Consider the following 18,277-nt stretch of genomic DNA (forward strand, 5'->3'; position numbering starts at 1 on the left):
GAAATTATGGTTAAAACAGATAGCTATGTACAGTTTGAAGCAGGAAAGCTGACATACCGGGTGGTTCCGGTGACAGAGGAGATCATCCGCATGATCGTTTCCGGAAAAGAGATCAAAGAGGCACAGGACTCCCTGATCATTGAGAAAAAAGAATATCCTGAGGTTGATTTTTCAGCAGAGGAAAATGCAGGAAGTATCATTGTGAAAACTGTGAAAGTTTGTGCAGAGATCAACACTGCATCCGGTGATATCATCTGGAAGCATGCAGACGGAAGCAAGTGGCTTTCCCAGAAGAAACCGGAACTGACTGAAACAGATGTGATCCACTATAATACAGGCGATGAGGAGCCGATCATCAACCGTGTAAAGACAGTTGACGGTGAGAGGAATTTTATCCAGAATCTGAAAGCTGAGAAAGTAAGAACAGCATATCGTGGAAAACTGTTCTTCACATGGAAAGAGGATGAGGAAATCCATGGGCTTGGCCAGGCAGAGGAAGGTATTTACAATTACAGAGGTCACTGCCAGTACTTATATCAGCATAACATGCGTATCCCGATGCCGGTTTTGGTTTCCACAGAAGGATATGGAATTCTTGTTGACTGCTGTTCACTTATGACTTTTAATGATGATCTGAAAGATTCCTATCTGTTTCTGGATACTGTAGATCAGATCGATTATTATTTTATGGGCGGTCATACTATGGATGAGATCATCCATGATTACCGTTATCTTACAGGCAAGGCGCAGATGCTGCCGAAATGGGCTTATGGCTATGTACAGTCCAAAGAGCAGTATTACACGGCAAAAGAGCTTCTTGAGATTGTTCGCCACTACCGTAAGATCGGGGTTCCGCTTGACTGTGTGGTACAGGACTGGAATACCTGGGATCCTGGAAACTGGGGCGAGAAGATCCTGGATCAGAAGCGTTACGGAGATATGAAAGAATGTGCGGAGGAAATCCACAAACTGAATGCCCATACCATGGTTTCCGTATGGCCGAATATGAATGCAGGCGGCAAGAACCATACAGAGTTTTTTAAGACTGGTCATCTTCTTTATGATTATGCGACTTATGATGCTTTTAATGAAGAAGCGAGAGAAATGTACTGGAAACAGGCACAGGAAGGACTTTTTGACCAGGGCTTTGATTCCTGGTGGTGCGATTCCACAGAACCGTTTTCCGGTCCTGACTGGAGTGGTGCAGCAAAGAGAGAGCCATGGGAAAGATATGAGCTTGTCGGCGGTGAGCACAAGAAATATCTGGATCCTGCTGTTGCCAATGCTTTTGCACTGATGCATGCAAAGGGAATTTATGAGAATCAGAGAAAAACTACAGAAGAGAAACGAGTTCTTAACCTGACACGTTCCGGCTATGCTTCCGGCCAGAAATATTCTGCAATGCTGTGGTCAGGCGATACCTGTGCATCCTGGGATAATCTTAAGACACAGATCGTGGAAGGCCTGAATATGGGACTGAGTGGATATCCATACTGGACACTGGATATCGGCGCTTTCTTTACAGTTGCTGATAAGTGGCAGAACCGTGGATGCGGCTGCAACACAGATCCGGAGCCGAAATGGTTCTGGCAGGGCAAATATAACGAAGGTGTGAAGGATAAAGGATACTGTGAGCTGTATACAAGATGGCTGGAGATGGGAACCTTCCTTCCGATGTTCCGTTCCCATGGAACTGATACACCAAGAGAAATCTGGAACTTTGGTGAAAAAGGAACCATGTTCTATGATGCCATCGAGAAGTTTATCAAGCTCCGTTATCATCTGATGCCGTATATTTATTCCCTTGCAGGTGCTGTACATTTTAATGATTATACGATTATGAGAAGCCTTCTCTTTGACTTCCCGGAGGATAAAGAAGCACGCAAGGTTGAGAATGAGTTTATGTTCGGACCGTCCCTTCTGATCTGTGCTGTTACAGAGCCGATGTATTACGGACCTGAGAGTACTGAGCTCCATAGAGAGAAAACATGGAAATGCTATCTCCCGGCAGGTACGAAATGGTACGATTACTGGACAAACAAGGAGTATGAAGGCGGCCAGTACGTAACCGCAGATGCTCCGATCGACCGGATGCCGATCTTTGTAAAAGCAGGAAGTATCCTTCCTGTTGCAGAGGGACTTGTATATGCTTCCCAGAAACCTGAGGAGTCGGTGAAACTTATGGTATATCCAGGTGAAGACTGCAAGTTCACTATTTATGAGGATGAGGGAAATAACTACAATTTTGAAAACGGTGCTTATGCAACAACAGAGCTTACCTGGGATGATAAAACAGGAACTCTGACTGTTGGCGGGCGTCAGGGAAGTTATCCGGGAATGGAAGAAGTTTCCTATGTGACTGAAGTTGTAAAATAAATAAGCGATAATAAGGAAAGACTGTCTGAAAAGGTGCCTGGCATCTCTTTGGGCAGCCTTTTTTTACTCTATACATCGTGACGGCTTTCGGGTATAATTCTGTAATAAGGCATTTTTATGCCTGAGAAAAAACAACAGAAACGGGAGGATTTTACCATGATCATAACAACAACGCCATCTGTAGAGGGAAGAGCAATCCGTGAATATAAAGGAATCGCATTCGGAGAAGTGATCACAGGAGTAAATTTCATGAAAGATCTTGGAGCAGGTCTTCGGAATTTCTTTGGCGGCAGAAGCGCCGGTTATGAGGAAGAACTTCAGAAAGCCAGAGGAGAAGCCCTGGCAGAGCTGGAGCAGCGTGCAGGTGCAATGGGAGCTAATGCAGTGATCGGTGTGGATATTGACTACGAAGTGCTTGGTGCAGATAATGGAATGCTGATGGTAACAGCAAGCGGAACTGCTGTAGTGGTGGATTAAGGCTTATGGCAGCGGTAAAAAACGGACGTGAATACCTTTCACATGTGACAGAGACATTGAAGCACAGGATCGCACAGCTGGATGAATCCATAGAGGTCGGGCAGAAAGAAATCGAAGGTATGCATGAGTACTACTGGGAAAACTATACAGAGATGGACCAGTACGGATATGAGAATTTTGATAACCAGCAGGCACTTCTCCATGAGATCAATGCCAGCAATGAGAAGATCGAACTGCGTCGGAGATTCAGGAAGATGATGGATTCACCGTTTTTCGGAAGGGTGGATTTCTGCTATGAAGGAGAAGATGAGCCGGAGATATTTTATATCGGAATTGCGAACCTGGCTGAGGAGAACGGCGGACTTCCGTTGATCTATGACTGGAGAGCACCTGTGTCCGGACTGTTCTATGATTTTGACAAGGGACCGGCTTCCTACCAGGCTCCGCTTGGCGAGATCCACGGGGATATTGCTGCCAAGTGGCAGTACAAGATCCGCGGTGGAAAAATGATCTATGAGTTTGAGAGTGATGTGAAGATCGACGATGAGATCCTGAAGGCAGAGCTTGGAAGCAACGGTGATGTACAGCTGAAGAATATTATTCGCACGATCCAGAAGGAGCAGAATGCGATCATCCGAAACACTTCGGATCGTATCATGGTGATCCAGGGAGCAGCAGGAAGCGGAAAGACTTCCATTGCCCTTCACAGGATCGCTTATCTCCTGTATCATGACAGGAAAAATCTGAAATCTTCTTCTGTGCTGGTGCTTTCACCGAATGGGGTGTTCTCGGACTATATTTCCCATATCCTGCCGGAGCTTGGCGAGGAGAATATCCGGGAGATGAGCTTTGACCTTTTTGCATACAAGAGACTGAAAAATGTTGTTTCTGACTGTGAAGACAGATATGATCTGATCGAGCGTCAGATTGCAGGATTATGCGATGAAAAGCTTCTGAAAGAGAAACTGTCACGGGATTTTCTGGATCGTATGGAAGGATATCTGGTGGAGCTTGAGGACAGCCTTATGAACTTCCGTGATGTGGAACACAGAGGCGTGGTCAAAAAAGAGCAGGAGATCATAGAGCTTTTTTACTTTAAATTCATGGATATCCCGCTGCTTTCCAGAATGGATGCAGTAGCAGAATATTTCATTGATGAGGTGGAGACTCTTAAGGGATTCGATCTTCCGGATGAGGAAAGGGAGGCTGTGAAGAACCGTTTCTACAGGATGTATGAGACAAGAGATCTCTATGTGCTGTACAACCGTTTCCTGAGACAGGAGGGTTTTCCTTCTCTTCCACAGGTTCAGTATGAAAAAAGAAAGCTGCGCTATGAGGATGTGTATCCGGTTTTGTATCTGAAATATCGGCTGGAAACTCAGCAGGAGGATTCCGGTGTGCGCCATCTGATCGTGGATGAGATGCAGGATTATTCCATGATCCAGTATCTGATCATTCAGAGACTCTTTAAATGCAGGATGACTATTCTTGGGGACAGAGAACAGACTATGGACGGCGAGCAACAGGATGTGCTGACATTTCTGCCTAAGATCTTTGGAAAAGATATACGCAGGATCGTGATGAACAAGAGCTACCGTAATACTGTTGAGATTGCGTCTTATGCCAATAAACTGGCGGGAATTACGGAAGTGGAGCTTTTTGAACGTCATGGAAAACCTGTTGTGGAAAAAGAATTTCCGGGGCTTGAGGAGGCACTGGAGAGCGTAGTGAGAGAGCTGCGGCTTGAGAAGCAGGCAGTCATAGCTGAGAATGCAGATGAAGGTGTTGAAGATATTATTTCATATGAAACAGCAGCAGTGATCGCAAGAACTGCAGATGAAGCAAGGGAAACTTACTACATTCTGAAGGAGAAGCTGGAAGCAGAAGGCTTTGATACCAAGGAGCGTTTGTCCCTTCTTCACAGAGACAGCACAAACTTCCAAAAAGGCCTGACTGTCACAACATTCTACATGGCAAAGGGTCTGGAGTTTGATCAGGTATTTTCTGTATTTCCTGGGCAAGACCGAAGTCAGATCGTGGAGCGGGCGAGATATATTGCGGCGACGAGAGCTCTTCATGAATTGTATATGTATGAAGTTGTGAAATAAAATATAAAAAGTCATTTCAGAAGCCGGATGCTTTGGGAACAGAGCATAACCGGACGTCGTGAAATGACTTTTTTGTTTATATATACCTGGAAAATTTATTAACTGATCTGCTGGCTCTCTCCCTCATCTTTATATTCCAGAGGGCTTTTCCCTGTATGTTTCTTAAAGATCCTGCTGAAATATCCCTGGTCGTGATAGCCGCACATTTCACCGATCTGTTTTACAGAAAGGGAAGGCTCATGGATCAGCAGCTTCTGTGCATGGCTCATCCGGAGATTGATCAGATATTTGGTAGGGGTGCAGTCATAGACCTGACAGAAGATTTTGGTCAGGTAGCTGGGACTGTAGTTCATGGTTCCTGCAATCAGGTTCAGGTTGATATCCTCTGCATAATTCTGTACCATGAAGTTCTTGAGAAGCTCTGCAATCTGTCCCGGTGACATGCAGGAAGCACCTGGGGCGAATACGGTTTCGTAGTCATCACGTTTAATCTGAAGTTCCTGTTTGATCTTAAGGAGAACATTTTGGAGTTCGTCCGGATCTACAGGCTTCAGAAGGTAATCAGAAACCTTCAGCGTGATGGCTTTTTTTGCATATTTAAAATCAGAAAATCCGCTGGTGATCACAAATTTCGTAAAGGGAAACTGATCACGGATCCTGGTGAGCAGGGTGATTCCGTCCATGACGGGCATCTTGATATCCGTAAATACCACATCCGGGCTCATCTGTTCCACCAGCGAGAGGGCCTGTGCACCTGTCTGTGCTGTGCCGATCACCTGAAAATCAGGATCTGCTTTTTCAATCTTATGTACCAGATTATTCAGAAGAAGTTCTTCATCTTCTGCCACAATAACAGTATAGTTCATAGTATTATTCCTCCGCATCTGTCTGAAAATACCGTCCAATAGAAACAATTCCGTGGCTGTCCGCTGTATTTCCATACCTGAAAATTATGTCATCTTTGCAGAAGAGTTTCCAGCGGAGAAATACATTGACAGTGCCAAGACCGTTGATCTTCAAAGCAGGCATGCCGGGATTTCGAATGGCATTCATGATATCTGAATTTATTTTTTTCTTGGCTTTTTCAGTGAATCCCGGTCCGGTGTCTGTAACATCGATCTGCCAGCTGTTTTGGTTTATTGTACTGCTGATTGTGATAGTCCATGGCGGTTCGCAGTCAGAACCATATTTGATAGCGTTTTCCACAATAGGCTGGATGATCAGCTTCGGAACCGGCTGATCCAGAAGAGATTCATCCACATCAATGGAATAATTCAGACTGGACTGGTAGCGGACCTTCATGCAGTAGAGATATTTCTGGACATAATCAAGCTCTTCGCGGAGTGTTACAGTTGTTTCAGCAGTATTGGTAATATAACGCATGATCCTGGAAAGATTGCGGCACATTTTTTCCACGGTATCCGTATCTCCGTTTTCTGCAAGCACCATAATGCTGGAAAGAGAGTTGTAATAAAAATGAGGATTAATCTGACTCTGCAAAGCCATGCTGCGTGCTTTCATTTCCTGCTCCTTGGCTTCGTTAAGCTGAGTCATGGAATCTTTTAGGTTATCGCTCATCAGCTGGAATGCCTGATACAGTTCTTCCAGTTCATTGACGGAAACCGGATAGGAAGTGACTTTTTCCTGGCCGAGAGTGTCCAGTTCCATACGCTGGATAATGTGCTTCAGGTGTTTCACCGGTTTTACTACAGAGCGGGAAAGCCTGTAGGAAATGATTACTGCTGCGGCAAGAAAAGTAGCAACAACAGCCAGAAGGATCTTCAGCATTTTGTATGCAGGGGCAAGGATCACAGATTCCGGTTGGATAGTCAGATAAGTGTAGCCTGTATATGCGGAATTCAGTCTGGAGACGTATTCTTTCTGATCTGTGACGGGACTCTGTATGGTAAGGGTATCCTGGTCAGAATCAGTAAGTTTGTAATATTTTGAAATATCATTGGTATCGTCGGCTGTGATATCATAAGGATAGATAAGATCGCCGGACTCATTGAAAACATAGACACTGGCAGCATTTCCGTGATTTTTTTTCTCATAGGAAATGATGCTCTTAAAGATGGATTTACATTGTTTGGCGGTTTCAATCACGCCGACACCACGGCCGTACTGGTTGGTGAAGGAGCGGTACAGGGAGATGAACCACTGGGGATAGCGGGCAGATTTTGAATAGACGTAAGTGCTGTAAGGAGCTGTCAGGACTTTTTTTCCGTTGGCTTCACGGGCTTTCTGGATCCATTCATTATGAGAGTCGTTGCTTTTTTTGACCATGGTGGAAAGGCCGGCCTGGAGCACATATCCGGAGAAATCATAAAGATTTACCTGATCTGCTTTCAATTCAGTGCCGCTTAAGGAGATAAAAAGATCGGACATGGCAGAAAGCATTTCATCGGAAATATTAAGGTCAAATTTCTGGTCGAGAACGGATTTCGACATGTTGCTGTAATTGATGTTTACAGATACAGTGTCAAGATTCTGGATTGCAGAGTCTACCTGGGACTGAAATGTGGAATTTAAGGTGCTCATGGCACTGATCTGGCTTTTCTTCAGCTGCCCGGATGCAAAAACATAAAAGAATATGGCAAAAGAAAAAAGGATCAGGCAGGCCATGCCAAGATAGGCGATAAAAAGTTTGGACTGCAGACTGCGTGTTTTCATATTGGTAAGCCCCCTGTGTGTGAAATGGTCGTGCAAAACATTGGCTAAAAGTATAGCACATTTGTAAAAAAAGTACAAACCGTAAAAATGTAATTCTGAAATAGTGCTTGAAAATGTCAATAGAAACTTGTGTATAGTTACGGAAAATATGAAAAAAGTATAATAAACTGTGAAAAAAGTACAAATACAGGGCAGGAATATCCATGGCTTTTAAAATGATCAGATGATAAACTAATATCATCAAGAGAGAACGAAAAATCAGTTCAAAAAAAGGAGGAAACATTAATGAAAAGAAAGAGATTTCTGGCAGTAGCCTGTGCAGCAGCAATGATCGCTTCCATGACGACAGGACTTGCAGTGAACGTATCTGCAGCGGATGAGAAGAGCGATTTCGCAGGCGAGGAGCTCAGCATCCTGGTTTCAGCAGGATGGATGGACAATCGTTACGATGAGACAATTAAACGTTTTGAGGATACCTACGATGTTACCGTAGACCTTCAGACAATTCCGGCTGATCAGTATTCAGATCTTCTTCAGTCCAAACTTGCTACAGATTCCTGTGCAGATATCTTCTGGATCCAGTCCAACCCGTTTGCAATTGAATCTACCATCGTTGATCCTGAGAAATACTGCATCGACTTTACAGGAGCTTCCTGGGAGAATGTTATGCCGGAGACAAGAAAAGAGTCCTGCGTATACAATGACAAACTGTACGGACTTCAGATCTGGAACGCATCTCCGGAGTATGTAATGGTTTACAACAAGACACTGTTTGAAGAGAACGGCTGGGAAGTACCGACAACATATGATGAGCTGAAAGAACTCTGCGGTAAGATCCAGGATGCAGGAATCACACCTTGGTTCATGCCTGGTGCAGATGGATGGCAGCATCAGCTGGCATTTTTCCAGATCGGCGGCGTTTATGAAGAAGCAACACCTGGTCTTTATGACGAATTAAATGAAAACAAAGCAACATTTGCAGATAACGAGAAGATGCTTGAAGTTCTGAATGAGTTCAAAGAACTCTCTGATGCAGGATACTTCGGAGAAGACTGGATCGGAACAGACAGTACAAACATGTCCAACGAATTTGGTGACAGAAACTGTGCAATGGCACTTGCAAATTCCAGTTTCATCAAACAGATCCAGGAAGACACAGGCACATCTGATGAGTTTGGAATGTTCCTTGAGCCACTTGGCGACAATACCTGGTATCCAAGCAGCAACTCCGGCCCGACAATGTTTGGTTACAAGGGAACAGAGCATGAGGATCTTGTAAAAGAGTTCTTCAACTTCGTTACAACAACAGAGAGCCTTCAGGAAATTCTTGACAACTCTCCGGCATACACAAACCTTGACGTTAACGATGACAAGCTTGAGCAGCACTGGCTGCCGGAGGAGCAGGAGTTCCTTAAAACAGTTCCGGATGACAAGAAGGCTGTTGTAACACTTCAGACAGGTACAAAATATACAAACGATTACTGGACACAGTTTGGTCAGGATATGGTTGCATTCTGCCAGGGCGAGATGGAAGCAAACGATGTTCTTAAGAACATGGATACCAACCGTGCTGAGGCAGCAAAAACTGTAGGCGACGAGAACTGGAAATAAATAACAGAACTTAAAACTAGTTGACCCGAAGGCAGAGCCGGTATTTGCCGGCTCTGTTTTAACTTAAAACAGGAGGTGCTTTCTGTGAATAAGAAGAGAATCTATCCACAGTGGTTTCTGATACTGCCGTTGGCATTATATATCATTTTTTTCCTGCTTCCCAGTGTAATGGGTGTTGGTTACTCCTTTACAGACTGGAACTCCAGAAGTGTTCTTAATGGTACTCATTTTGTGGGACTGCAGAATTTTGCTGAGATTTTTACATCAGATAAGTCTTATCTGAGCGGTATTGGCAATACATTGAAGTTTACTATCATTTCCAACATCGTTAAGCTGATCCCGGCTCTTCTGATCGCGATTATGCTTCAGGAGGGACTTAAAGGCAAAGGGCTTTACAGAACATTGCTCTACCTGCCGTCTATTCTGCCTTTTGTAATCATTGGTCTTGTATTTAAATCCATCCTGAATTATAATAACGGACTTTTAAACACACTTCTTGATGCATTCCATCTTGGAATTTTCAAACAGAAATGGCTGTCTGATCTGGCTATTGTATGGAAATCCATCTATGGTGTAGATGCATGGCGAGGTATTGGTTATGTTATGACTATCTTTCTTGCAGGTCTGAATACGATTCCGAAATCTTATTATGAGGCTGCACAGATTGACGGTGCAAACTTCTGGCAGAGACTTCGGTATGTAACACTTCCGATGCTGAGTGGTGCTATCATGATCAACCTTGTATTTGGTATTACATATGGTCTGAAAGTATTCGATATTGTTTATGTACTTACAAACGGTGGCCCTGGACATGCAACAGAGGTTCTTACAACTTATGCATTCCAGCTCTATTCCAGAGGCCAGTATGGAATGTCTTCTGCATTGAATACTGTTCTTCTTGTAATTACAGCGATCATAGGTGTATTTATTGTTAAGACATTGAGTAAACAGGAGGTACAGCAGTAATGGCAAAAAAAAGAATTCAGAATTTATTAAAACATGTTGTATGTATCCTGCTTTGCTTATGTGTCGTGCTTCCATTTTATATGGTATTGATCAACTCTTTTAAGACAAAAGCAGAGGCAGCCAGAATGAGTCTGGCACTTCCTACAGAGTGGGTATTTTCCAACTACTCTGAGGTTATTGAAAAAGGAAGTCTGATCCAGGGATTCCTGAACAGTTTTGCATATGCGCTGATCGCTACAACACTTGGCGTTGTACTTTGCTCCATGGCTGCATTTGTTATGTGCCGTAAGAGAACAAAATTGAATGTATTCCTGTATTACTTTGTACTTTGCGGACTGTTCTTCCCGGTCAACTATGTAACATTGGTACGTGTACTCAGTACACTGCACCTGAACGATACAAGAGTTGGCATTATCATGGTATTTACCAGTGCAATGATTCCGTTCTGTGTATTTACCATCCGTAACTTCGTAATCTCTGTCCCGGTTGAGCTGGACGAGGCTGCTGTTATCGACGGCGCAGGCCCGTTAAGCCTGTTCTTCAAGATCATCATGCCGCTTCTGAAACCAACTATGGTAACATGTTTTATCCTTCAGTTCATGACAGTATGGAGTGATTTCCTCACACCTTTGTATCTGTCAAGCAAGAGCCGTCTCTTCCCGATGACAATGGCTGTATATCAGTTCTTCGGAAAGAACAAGAGTTACTGGAACTATATTTTTGCTGATATCGTACTTACCTGTATCCCGGTTATTATTGTTTACATGATCGGCCAGAAATACATCGTAGGTGGTATGACATCCGGTGCGGTAAAAGAATAAAGAAAAATATTATAAGAATTATAAAAAAGCACTGCGAGATGAAAAGTTGGATTCATCTTACAGTGCTTTTTACTATTGAAATCTCAGAAATTACTGCATGTTTTTGCAGAAGATATCCTCCATGGAAGCCTTAAGCGGAACGCCAAGCCTGCGTAAAGTCCCGTCCAGGGCTGCGAAAACTTCTCTTACATTATAGAATGTAGCGTTGTTTCCCATATGTCCGATGCGGATCACTTTGCCAGCCAGGACATCGAAGGAACCTGCCAGCATAATGTTGTAGTCTTTTTTTACTCCCTCAAGGATCGCTTCGGCTGTTGTGCCCTCCGGTACTTCAAAAACAGTAACAGTACTGGAATATCCGCTGTGCAGGTAAAGGTTCAGGCCTGCGCCTGAGATGGCCTTTCTGGAGGCACTGGCGATCTTTGCGTGGCGGGAGAGGATGGCAGGGTCTGCTGCGATGTTGTCAATGGCAGCGCGGAGTCCGTAGATATCGCTGATCGGCATTGTATATGGAAACCATTTCTCTTCGTAATAATGTGCAAAAGCTGTAAGATTGGCATAGAAAGAAGCAATTGGTGTCTTACGGTCTGCCATGGATTTCTTTGCATCACTGCTGACTACAACAAAGGTAAGTCCCGGAGGTGCAGATACCACCTTCTGTGATCCGCCGCACATGATATCGATCTGGCATGCATCAATGTTCAGAGGCTCGCCGAAGGAAGCGGAGACAGAATCTACAACGGTAAGGATCCCGTATTTTTTAAGGAGCGGGCAGATGGCAGATACATCGTTGAGCATGCCACTTGGAGTATCGCCGTGTACTACGGTTGCATATTTGTAGTCATGGTTATCCGCAAGGAAGGCTTCCAGTTCCTTTACATCGAGAGTGTTCTGATAATCTCTGGTATAAAGCTCCGGTCTGCCTCCGTACATGGAAACAAAATCGGCAAAGCCTTTTCCGTAGATACCATTGTCCAGAACAAGAACCTTATCTCCGGGCTCAGTCATGGAAGCAATGGCAGCCTCCAGTCCAAGGATACCCTCACCGCTTAAGATGAGGGTTTCGTTGGAGGTATGGAGAAGAGTGCTGATCTTCTCGCAGGTTTCTTTATAAAATTCGACAAAATCTTCGTCCAGATCCGGGTTCGTGCATTCCATGCTTCTTGCCAGACGGACATTTTCTGCGACCTGTGTAGGTCCCGGTGTCATGATCTTATACATAAGCTCACCTCTTGATCTTTATATTATTTCCGCAAATTACGGCAGCTGTTACAGCTGTTTTTTTAATCCGGTTTTTCTTGCTGCAAGGTTTAATGGTGTGATCACTACGAGAACGATGACAGCTGCAACACCGATCTGGACCAGGTTTCCCGGGATGGAAGATACCGGTGCCAGTGGATTTCCATAGATGATAACCTCTGCAATGTAGTATCCTGCAACCTTGATCACGCAGGCTGCGGCAATGGCGATCACATACCATTTCATGTTCTGGTGCCGGGGATCCTCTGTGAGCTTACCTACTGTGAAGCCCATGATCCCTACAATAATAAGAGTAAATGGTGCCCACAGGGTCCAGCCGGAGAGAAGGTCAAAGAGCCCCATTCCGATCCCACCGGCAATGGCTCCGGTTTTCTTTCCAAATAAAATGGCACCGATGAATAATGGCACATTTCCAAGGTGGATCAGTCCGCCGTTGGCTGCGATCGGAAGCTTAACATTAATAAATGCGGTGAAGATATAAGTCAGTGCAACAAATGCGGCTGTAATGGTGAGAAACTGAACAGATGAAAGCTCCTGGTCAGTTCTCTGAGATGTCTGAACTGCTTTTTCCATAGTGATAGATCCTTTCCTGAAAACATCGATGTATGGATGTCCTCTTTTCATATATTTTTGGTTGGGTATACTTTACAACATGAGTGTGCATGAATAAAGACACAATTATAGAAAAAAAAGAAGGGACAGATTCAAGGGGATATTTGTCATTAAAACAGGAGGCTTACTTGGTGGGGGAATAAACAGAGCTTTCGTAATGAAGGCGTAAAACGGGAAATACAGGATCAGCAGAAGAAGAGAATAAGATAGATATATCCGGGAAGATTATAATGTTAGAAGAATCCTGTACGGAGCAGGATATTTGCTTACAGGATATTCATAAAGTATAGGGAGAAATCAATTGACAAAGCTGTAATAAAATCGTAAACTATAGCAAAGAGTGTGTTCAGGAGTGAATATTCCGGACACATTTTGTGACTGATGATGATTATGAGGAGGATACTATGAAGAATAAAAAATTTATTGCACTTTTAGCTATGACTGTTGCTCTTTCTGGTGTCATGACGGCATGTAGTTTCGGAGGAGGAAAAGAGGACAGCGTGGTTGTGGAGTCTACTCCTACTCCGACACCAGCGAAAAAAGCGAAGGTTACACCGACTGTTGCAGCAGACGCACAGAATACAACCTATACATCCAAGGATAAATCCGTAGCGATCAAGCTTCCGGATGCAACCTGGGCCAACAAGTCCGACGAGACAGATATGGTAAGCTTCGAGTCTCCGGACCAGGGCAGAATCCTGATCCTTCACGGATCCGGCGCAGATCTGGAATCCGCAGTGATCCCGAACTCCCAGGATATGGCAGTTTCCATGACACAGGCAGAGAACATGGTAAATGGAACCGATTTTGAGATCCAGGATTACAAGGCAGATCAGAAAGACGGAATCAACATTTATTCCTATACTGTGAAATATAAGGATACGACCAAGAGTGACGGTTATGTATATGCTATCAATAAATACTTTGTAAATGACAGTGAGTATTACAGCCTTGTGGCATCTGTTAAAAAAGAGGATGCTCTGAAAAAGGTTCAGGAGTCTGTCGACAGCTTTGCAATCCTTGGTGATTCCACTCTGAAGAGTGCGGCAAATGGTTCCGCAGCCAAGACTGCCGGTAAAGGTAATGCAGCAGCTTCCTCTGACGGAAGTGCATCTGCAGATGGTAATGCAGCAGCTTCTTCTGACGGAGCAGCAGATGGAACTACAGCTGCCGACGGAAGCACATCTACAGACGGAAGTGCAGCATCTGACGGAACATCTACAGACGGAAGCAGTACATCTGATGGTTCTTCCAATGGAACTGCATCCACTGACAGCAGCTCCTCCGGTGCTATCGTAAATGGCGGATTTACAGATGAGCAGCTTGGCAACACAGATGAGACAAGAACTATTTACAGAAACTCCGATGGTAAACCACGTGTTATCGTTCCGGACGGAAACGGTGCATGGATGGATAACGAAGGAAACCGTTTCACCTTCTCTTCTCAGTATGACTGTGATGTATATGAAGAGGATGGAACAAGCTTCTACTGGCACGGTGAGGCTGCAGACGTATACTATATGCCTGTACAGTAAAGCCTGGAGTAGCAGGAGATTCGGTTAGATAAGAATTCCGGGATTACAGCTTTTGTGGCTGCGGTCCCGGATTTTTTGTGTCATATTATGTCAGAGGCGTATACTTATACAGGAAGACATGGTATAATGTGAACGCTGCGGGCGATGGAACGCCCGGAAAATATTTGGAGGTTTTTATGGAAGCATACAGTGATTTCGCCAGAGTTTATGACATTTTCATGGACAATGTGGAATATGAAAAATGGGCGGAATATCTTATAGGAAGTCTTAAAGAATATGGAATTGAAGACGGGATCGTGCTGGAACTTGGCTGTGGGACCGGAGTGATGACAGAGCTTCTGGCTGAGTCCGGTTATGATATGATCGGTGTGGATAACTCTGAGGAAATGCTTGGCGAAGCCATGGAAAAACGTGCAGAATCCGGTCATGAGATCCTTTATCTGGAACAGGATATGCGGGAGTTTGAACTTTATGGAACAGTACGTGCTGTCGTCAGCGTCTGTGACTGTATGAATTACATCACAGAGGAGGATGATCTGCTTACTGTATTTAAACTGGTGAACAATTATCTTGATCCGGATGGAATTTTCATATTTGATATGAACACCCCGTATAAATACCGGGAAATGCTTGGAAATACGACTATTGCAGAGAATCGGGAAGAGGGAAGCTTTATCTGGGAAAATGAATTTGATGAGGAGGCCGGGATCAATGTGTATGATCTGACTCTGTTTCTTCCGAGAGAAGATGGTCTTTATGAGAGAGACGAGGAAATTCATTACCAGAAGGCCTATGATCCGGAGAAAGTAAGGGAACTTCTTGAAAAGGCAGGCCTGATCCCGCTGGCGGTTTATGACGCATACACCAAGGATGCACCGAAGCCGGACAGCGGAAGACTGACTTTTGTGGCCAGAGAACATGGAAAGGAAATTCCGTCAGACGAGAAATAAAGGAGGAAATTTTTTATATGAGTGATTATATTGTAAGAGCAACAGCGGCAAACAGCCAGATCCGTGCATTTGCGGCTGTTACAACCGATATGGTGGAGACAGCGAGAAAGAATCATAACACCAGTCCGGTGGCAACAGCGGCACTGGGACGTCTCCTTACCGGCGGTGCCATGATGGGAGCTATGATGAAAGGGGAAAAGGATCTCCTTACACTTCGGATCCATGCAGGCGGACCACTGCAGGGAATCACAGTAACTGCGGATTCTCACGGAAATGTAAAGGGCTATGTGGGGAATCCGGATGTATGTATCCCGGCAAACAGCAAAGGCAAGCTGGATGTTGCGGGAGCTGTCGGCGTAGGCTTTATGGATGTGATCAAGGATATGGGACTGAAAGAGCCATATGTGGGACAGGTTGCTCTTCAGACCAGCGAGATCGCAGAAGATCTCACCTATTATTTTGCAACCAGCGAGCAGGTTCCGTCTGCGGTAGGACTGGGTGTGCTGATGAATAAGGATAATACAGTCCGTCAGGCGGGAGGCTTTATTGTACAGCTGATGCCTTTTGCAGAGGAAGAGGTGATCGCAAAGCTTGAGAAAAACGTATCAAAGATCGATTCTGTTACCAATCTTCTGGAACAGGGACATACACCGGAAAGTCTTCTTGAAAAAGTACTGGAGGGCTTTGACATAGAGATCAATGATACACTGCCCACACAGTTCCATTGCAACTGCTGCAGAGAGCGTGTAGAAAAAGCGCTGATCAGCATCGGAAGAAAAGAACTTAACGAGATGATCCAGGAAGGCAAGGACATTGAGATGAACTGTCATTTCTGCAATAAAAATTATAATTTTACCGTGGAAGATCTTAAGAGGATCATAAGAGAGTGCAAGCGATAAAACTCGGGAGGAAGAAAAAATGAAGCATGGTTTTATCAAGGTGGCAGCGGCAACGCCGAGAGTTACCGTTGCAGATTGCAAGGCAAACGGAGAGGAAATCCTGAAGGCCATTCATGAAATGGAAAAGGAGCATGTCAAGCTGATGGTATTTCCGGAATTTTGTATCACAGGATATACCTGTCACGATCTTTTTCTCCAGAGATGTCTTCTGGACAGTGCGTGGGATGAGCTTCTGCATATTGCAGAGGAGACAAGGGAGACGGACGCCCTGATCTTTGTGGGACTCCCGCTGCGTCACAGAGGCAAGCTCTATAATGTGGCAGCAGCTTTGAATCATGGCCGTATCGTGGGATTTGTGCCGAAGACGCATATTCCGAATTATAATGAGTTTTATGAGCAGAGACAGTTTGCAGGTGCAGAGGAAGAAGATGTGGAATTTGTGGACTTCCTGAAGTGCGAGAAAAATGAGGAGGATGAGTTCTGGGATGAAATTCCTTTTGGAACAGAGCTGATCTTTGAATGTAAGGAATTTCCGGAATTCACTGTTGCAGCAGAGCTTTGTGAGGATCTCTGGGTCCCTGCGCCGCCAAGTATCCGTCATGCCATCAACGGTGCGCATATCATCGTTAATCTCTCTGCCAGTGATGAGATGGTAGGTAAGGATTCCTACCGGAGAACTCTGGTAAGCGGGCAGTCAGCACGACTGATCTGCGGATATATTTATGCCAGTGCAGGGGAAGGGGAGTCTACCCAGGATCTCGTGTTTGGCGGACAGAATATGATTGCAGAGAACGGTTCCATGCTTGCGGAAAGCAGACGCTTTGAGAACGGCATCATTTACAGTGAGATCGATGTGCAGAGACTGGCTGATGAGAGAAGAAGAATGTCCACGTATCCGGCAGTTTCTACCTGCAGTCATACAAGAGTTGATTTTTCCGTAGCAGAGGAGGAAACAAGACTTACCAGAAAATATCCACAGTATCCCTTCGTTCCGTCTGTGAAGGAAGAGCGTGATGAGCGCTGCGAGGAGATCCTGAACATCCAGGCAATGGGACTTAAGAAACGTATGGAGCACATCCACAGCAGGAGTGCGGTAGTAGGACTTTCCGGAGGACTGGATTCTACCCTGGCGCTTCTTGTAATGGCACGTGCCTTTGACCGGATGGAAATGCCGAGAGAACAGATCCACTGTGTGACCATGCCATGCTTTGGAACCACAGACAGAACCTATCAGAATGCCTGCAAGTTAAGCCGCTGCCTTGGTGCAAGGCTTACCGAGGTAAATATTAAAGAGGCGGTAAATATCCATTTCCGGGATATCGGACATGATCCGGAGATCCACGATGTGACGTATGAGAACAGCCAGGCACGTGAGCGTACTCAGATCCTGATGGATACGGCAAACAAGGAAGGCGGTGTTCTTGTGGGAACCGGAGACCTTTCCGAGCTGGCTCTTGGCTGGGCAACCTATAATGGCGATCACATGTCCATGTATGGTGTAAATGCTTCTATCCCGAAGACACTGGTACGTCATTTGGTACGTTATTATGCGGATACCTGCGGAGATGAGGAACTGAAGGAGGTTCTTCTGGATATCCTGGATACTCCGGTAAGCCCGGAGCTTCTTCCTCCTAAGGATGGCAAGATCGCCCAGAAGACGGAGGATCTGGTAGGACCTTATGAGCTTCATGATTTTTATCTGTATTACATGCTGCGTGCAGGATTTACACCGGATAAGATCTACAGGCTTGCCTGCCTGACCTTTGATGGGATTTATGATAAAGAGACGATCCTGAAATGGCTGAAAACCTTCTATCGGAGATTTTTTGCCCAGCAGTTCAAGCGTTCCTGTCTGCCGGATGGCCCGAAGGTAGGTAGTGTGGCACTTTCTCCAAGAGGAGATCTCAGAATGCCAAGTGATGCAAGTGCAAGGATCTGGCAGGATGTGCTGGAGAAGATTGAAATCTGAACGTAGATCGCAAAGCGGAG

Annotated in this window: 14 protein-coding genes; 10 read left to right on the forward strand and 4 right to left on the reverse strand. The window is 44.9% G+C overall.

Going from position 1 to position 18,277, the window contains the following annotated elements; all coding sequences use genetic code 11:
- Positions 1-6 precede the first annotated feature (6 nt).
- The 3 genes from CCC70_RS03760 (at position 7) to CCC70_RS03770 (ending at position 4,961) form a co-directional block, all read left to right on the forward strand.
- Positions 7-2,376: a glycoside hydrolase family 31 protein gene (locus CCC70_RS03760; RefSeq protein ID WP_287084295.1), complete on the forward strand. Its 2,370-nt coding sequence runs from the start codon at positions 7-9 to the stop codon at positions 2,374-2,376.
- Between the two features lie 156 nt (positions 2,377-2,532).
- Complete coding sequence (locus CCC70_RS03765; protein WP_015527228.1) at positions 2,533-2,853, forward strand: putative heavy metal-binding protein; 321 nt, start codon at positions 2,533-2,535, stop codon at positions 2,851-2,853.
- Between the two features lie 5 nt (positions 2,854-2,858).
- On the forward strand, positions 2,859-4,961 hold the full coding sequence (locus tag CCC70_RS03770; RefSeq protein WP_118368959.1) for a HelD family protein: 2,103 nt from the start codon (positions 2,859-2,861) through the stop codon (positions 4,959-4,961).
- 98 nt (positions 4,962-5,059) lie between these two features.
- On the opposite strand, the gene CCC70_RS03775 is transcribed toward CCC70_RS03770, so the two are convergent.
- The gene (locus CCC70_RS03775) at positions 5,060-5,827 is read right to left on the reverse strand and encodes a response regulator transcription factor (protein ID WP_118368961.1); all 768 of its coding nucleotides are present in this window, start codon (positions 5,825-5,827) and stop codon (positions 5,060-5,062) included.
- A 4-nt stretch (positions 5,828-5,831) separates the two neighbouring features.
- Entirely contained in the window at positions 5,832-7,634 is a 1,803-nt protein-coding gene (locus CCC70_RS03780; protein ID WP_278655111.1) for a sensor histidine kinase, read from the reverse strand.
- Between the two features lie 285 nt (positions 7,635-7,919).
- Here CCC70_RS03780 and CCC70_RS03785 point away from each other — a divergent pair, with 285 nt between their 5' ends.
- The 3 genes from CCC70_RS03785 (at position 7,920) to CCC70_RS03795 (ending at position 11,032) form a co-directional block, all read left to right on the forward strand.
- Positions 7,920-9,245, forward strand: coding sequence for an ABC transporter substrate-binding protein (locus CCC70_RS03785; RefSeq protein ID WP_015527223.1), 1,326 nt, complete (start codon positions 7,920-7,922; stop codon positions 9,243-9,245).
- Between the two features lie 84 nt (positions 9,246-9,329).
- Entirely contained in the window at positions 9,330-10,211 is an 882-nt protein-coding gene (locus CCC70_RS03790; protein ID WP_226843038.1) for a carbohydrate ABC transporter permease, read from the forward strand.
- On the forward strand, positions 10,211-11,032 hold the full coding sequence (locus tag CCC70_RS03795) for a carbohydrate ABC transporter permease (protein ID WP_092068387.1): 822 nt from the start codon (positions 10,211-10,213) through the stop codon (positions 11,030-11,032). Before CCC70_RS03790 ends, CCC70_RS03795 begins: the two co-directional genes overlap by 1 nt.
- Positions 11,033-11,122: 90 nt before the next feature.
- Here the strand turns inward: CCC70_RS03795 and CCC70_RS03800 are convergent, their stop codons facing one another.
- Together CCC70_RS03800 and CCC70_RS03805 are read right to left on the reverse strand one after the other, a co-directional pair.
- On the reverse strand, positions 11,123-12,253 hold the full coding sequence (locus tag CCC70_RS03800) for a pyridoxal-phosphate-dependent aminotransferase family protein (RefSeq protein ID WP_287084296.1): 1,131 nt from the start codon (positions 12,251-12,253) through the stop codon (positions 11,123-11,125).
- Between the two features lie 48 nt (positions 12,254-12,301).
- Complete coding sequence (locus CCC70_RS03805; protein WP_044961472.1) at positions 12,302-12,865, reverse strand: ECF transporter S component; 564 nt, start codon at positions 12,863-12,865, stop codon at positions 12,302-12,304.
- Positions 12,866-13,308: 443 nt separating this feature from the next.
- Here CCC70_RS03805 and CCC70_RS03810 point away from each other — a divergent pair, with 443 nt between their 5' ends.
- From CCC70_RS03810 to CCC70_RS03825, 4 genes are all read left to right on the forward strand, one after another.
- Positions 13,309-14,439, forward strand: a complete 1,131-nt coding sequence (locus tag CCC70_RS03810) for a hypothetical protein (RefSeq protein ID WP_059086908.1) — start codon at positions 13,309-13,311, stop codon at positions 14,437-14,439.
- Between the two features lie 176 nt (positions 14,440-14,615).
- Positions 14,616-15,389, forward strand: a complete 774-nt coding sequence (locus CCC70_RS03815) for a class I SAM-dependent DNA methyltransferase (protein WP_173733129.1) — start codon at positions 14,616-14,618, stop codon at positions 15,387-15,389.
- Positions 15,390-15,406: 17 nt separating this feature from the next.
- Entirely contained in the window at positions 15,407-16,288 is an 882-nt protein-coding gene (gene hslO / locus CCC70_RS03820) for an Hsp33 family molecular chaperone HslO (protein WP_287084297.1), read from the forward strand.
- A 19-nt stretch (positions 16,289-16,307) separates the two neighbouring features.
- Complete coding sequence (locus CCC70_RS03825; protein WP_287084299.1) at positions 16,308-18,257, forward strand: NAD(+) synthase; 1,950 nt, start codon at positions 16,308-16,310, stop codon at positions 18,255-18,257.
- Positions 18,258-18,277 lie beyond the last annotated feature (20 nt).

The organism is Blautia sp. LMAG:89 (assembly GCF_008679485.1).
Classification (GTDB): domain Bacteria; phylum Bacillota; class Clostridia; order Lachnospirales; family Lachnospiraceae; genus Blautia_A; species Blautia_A fusiformis.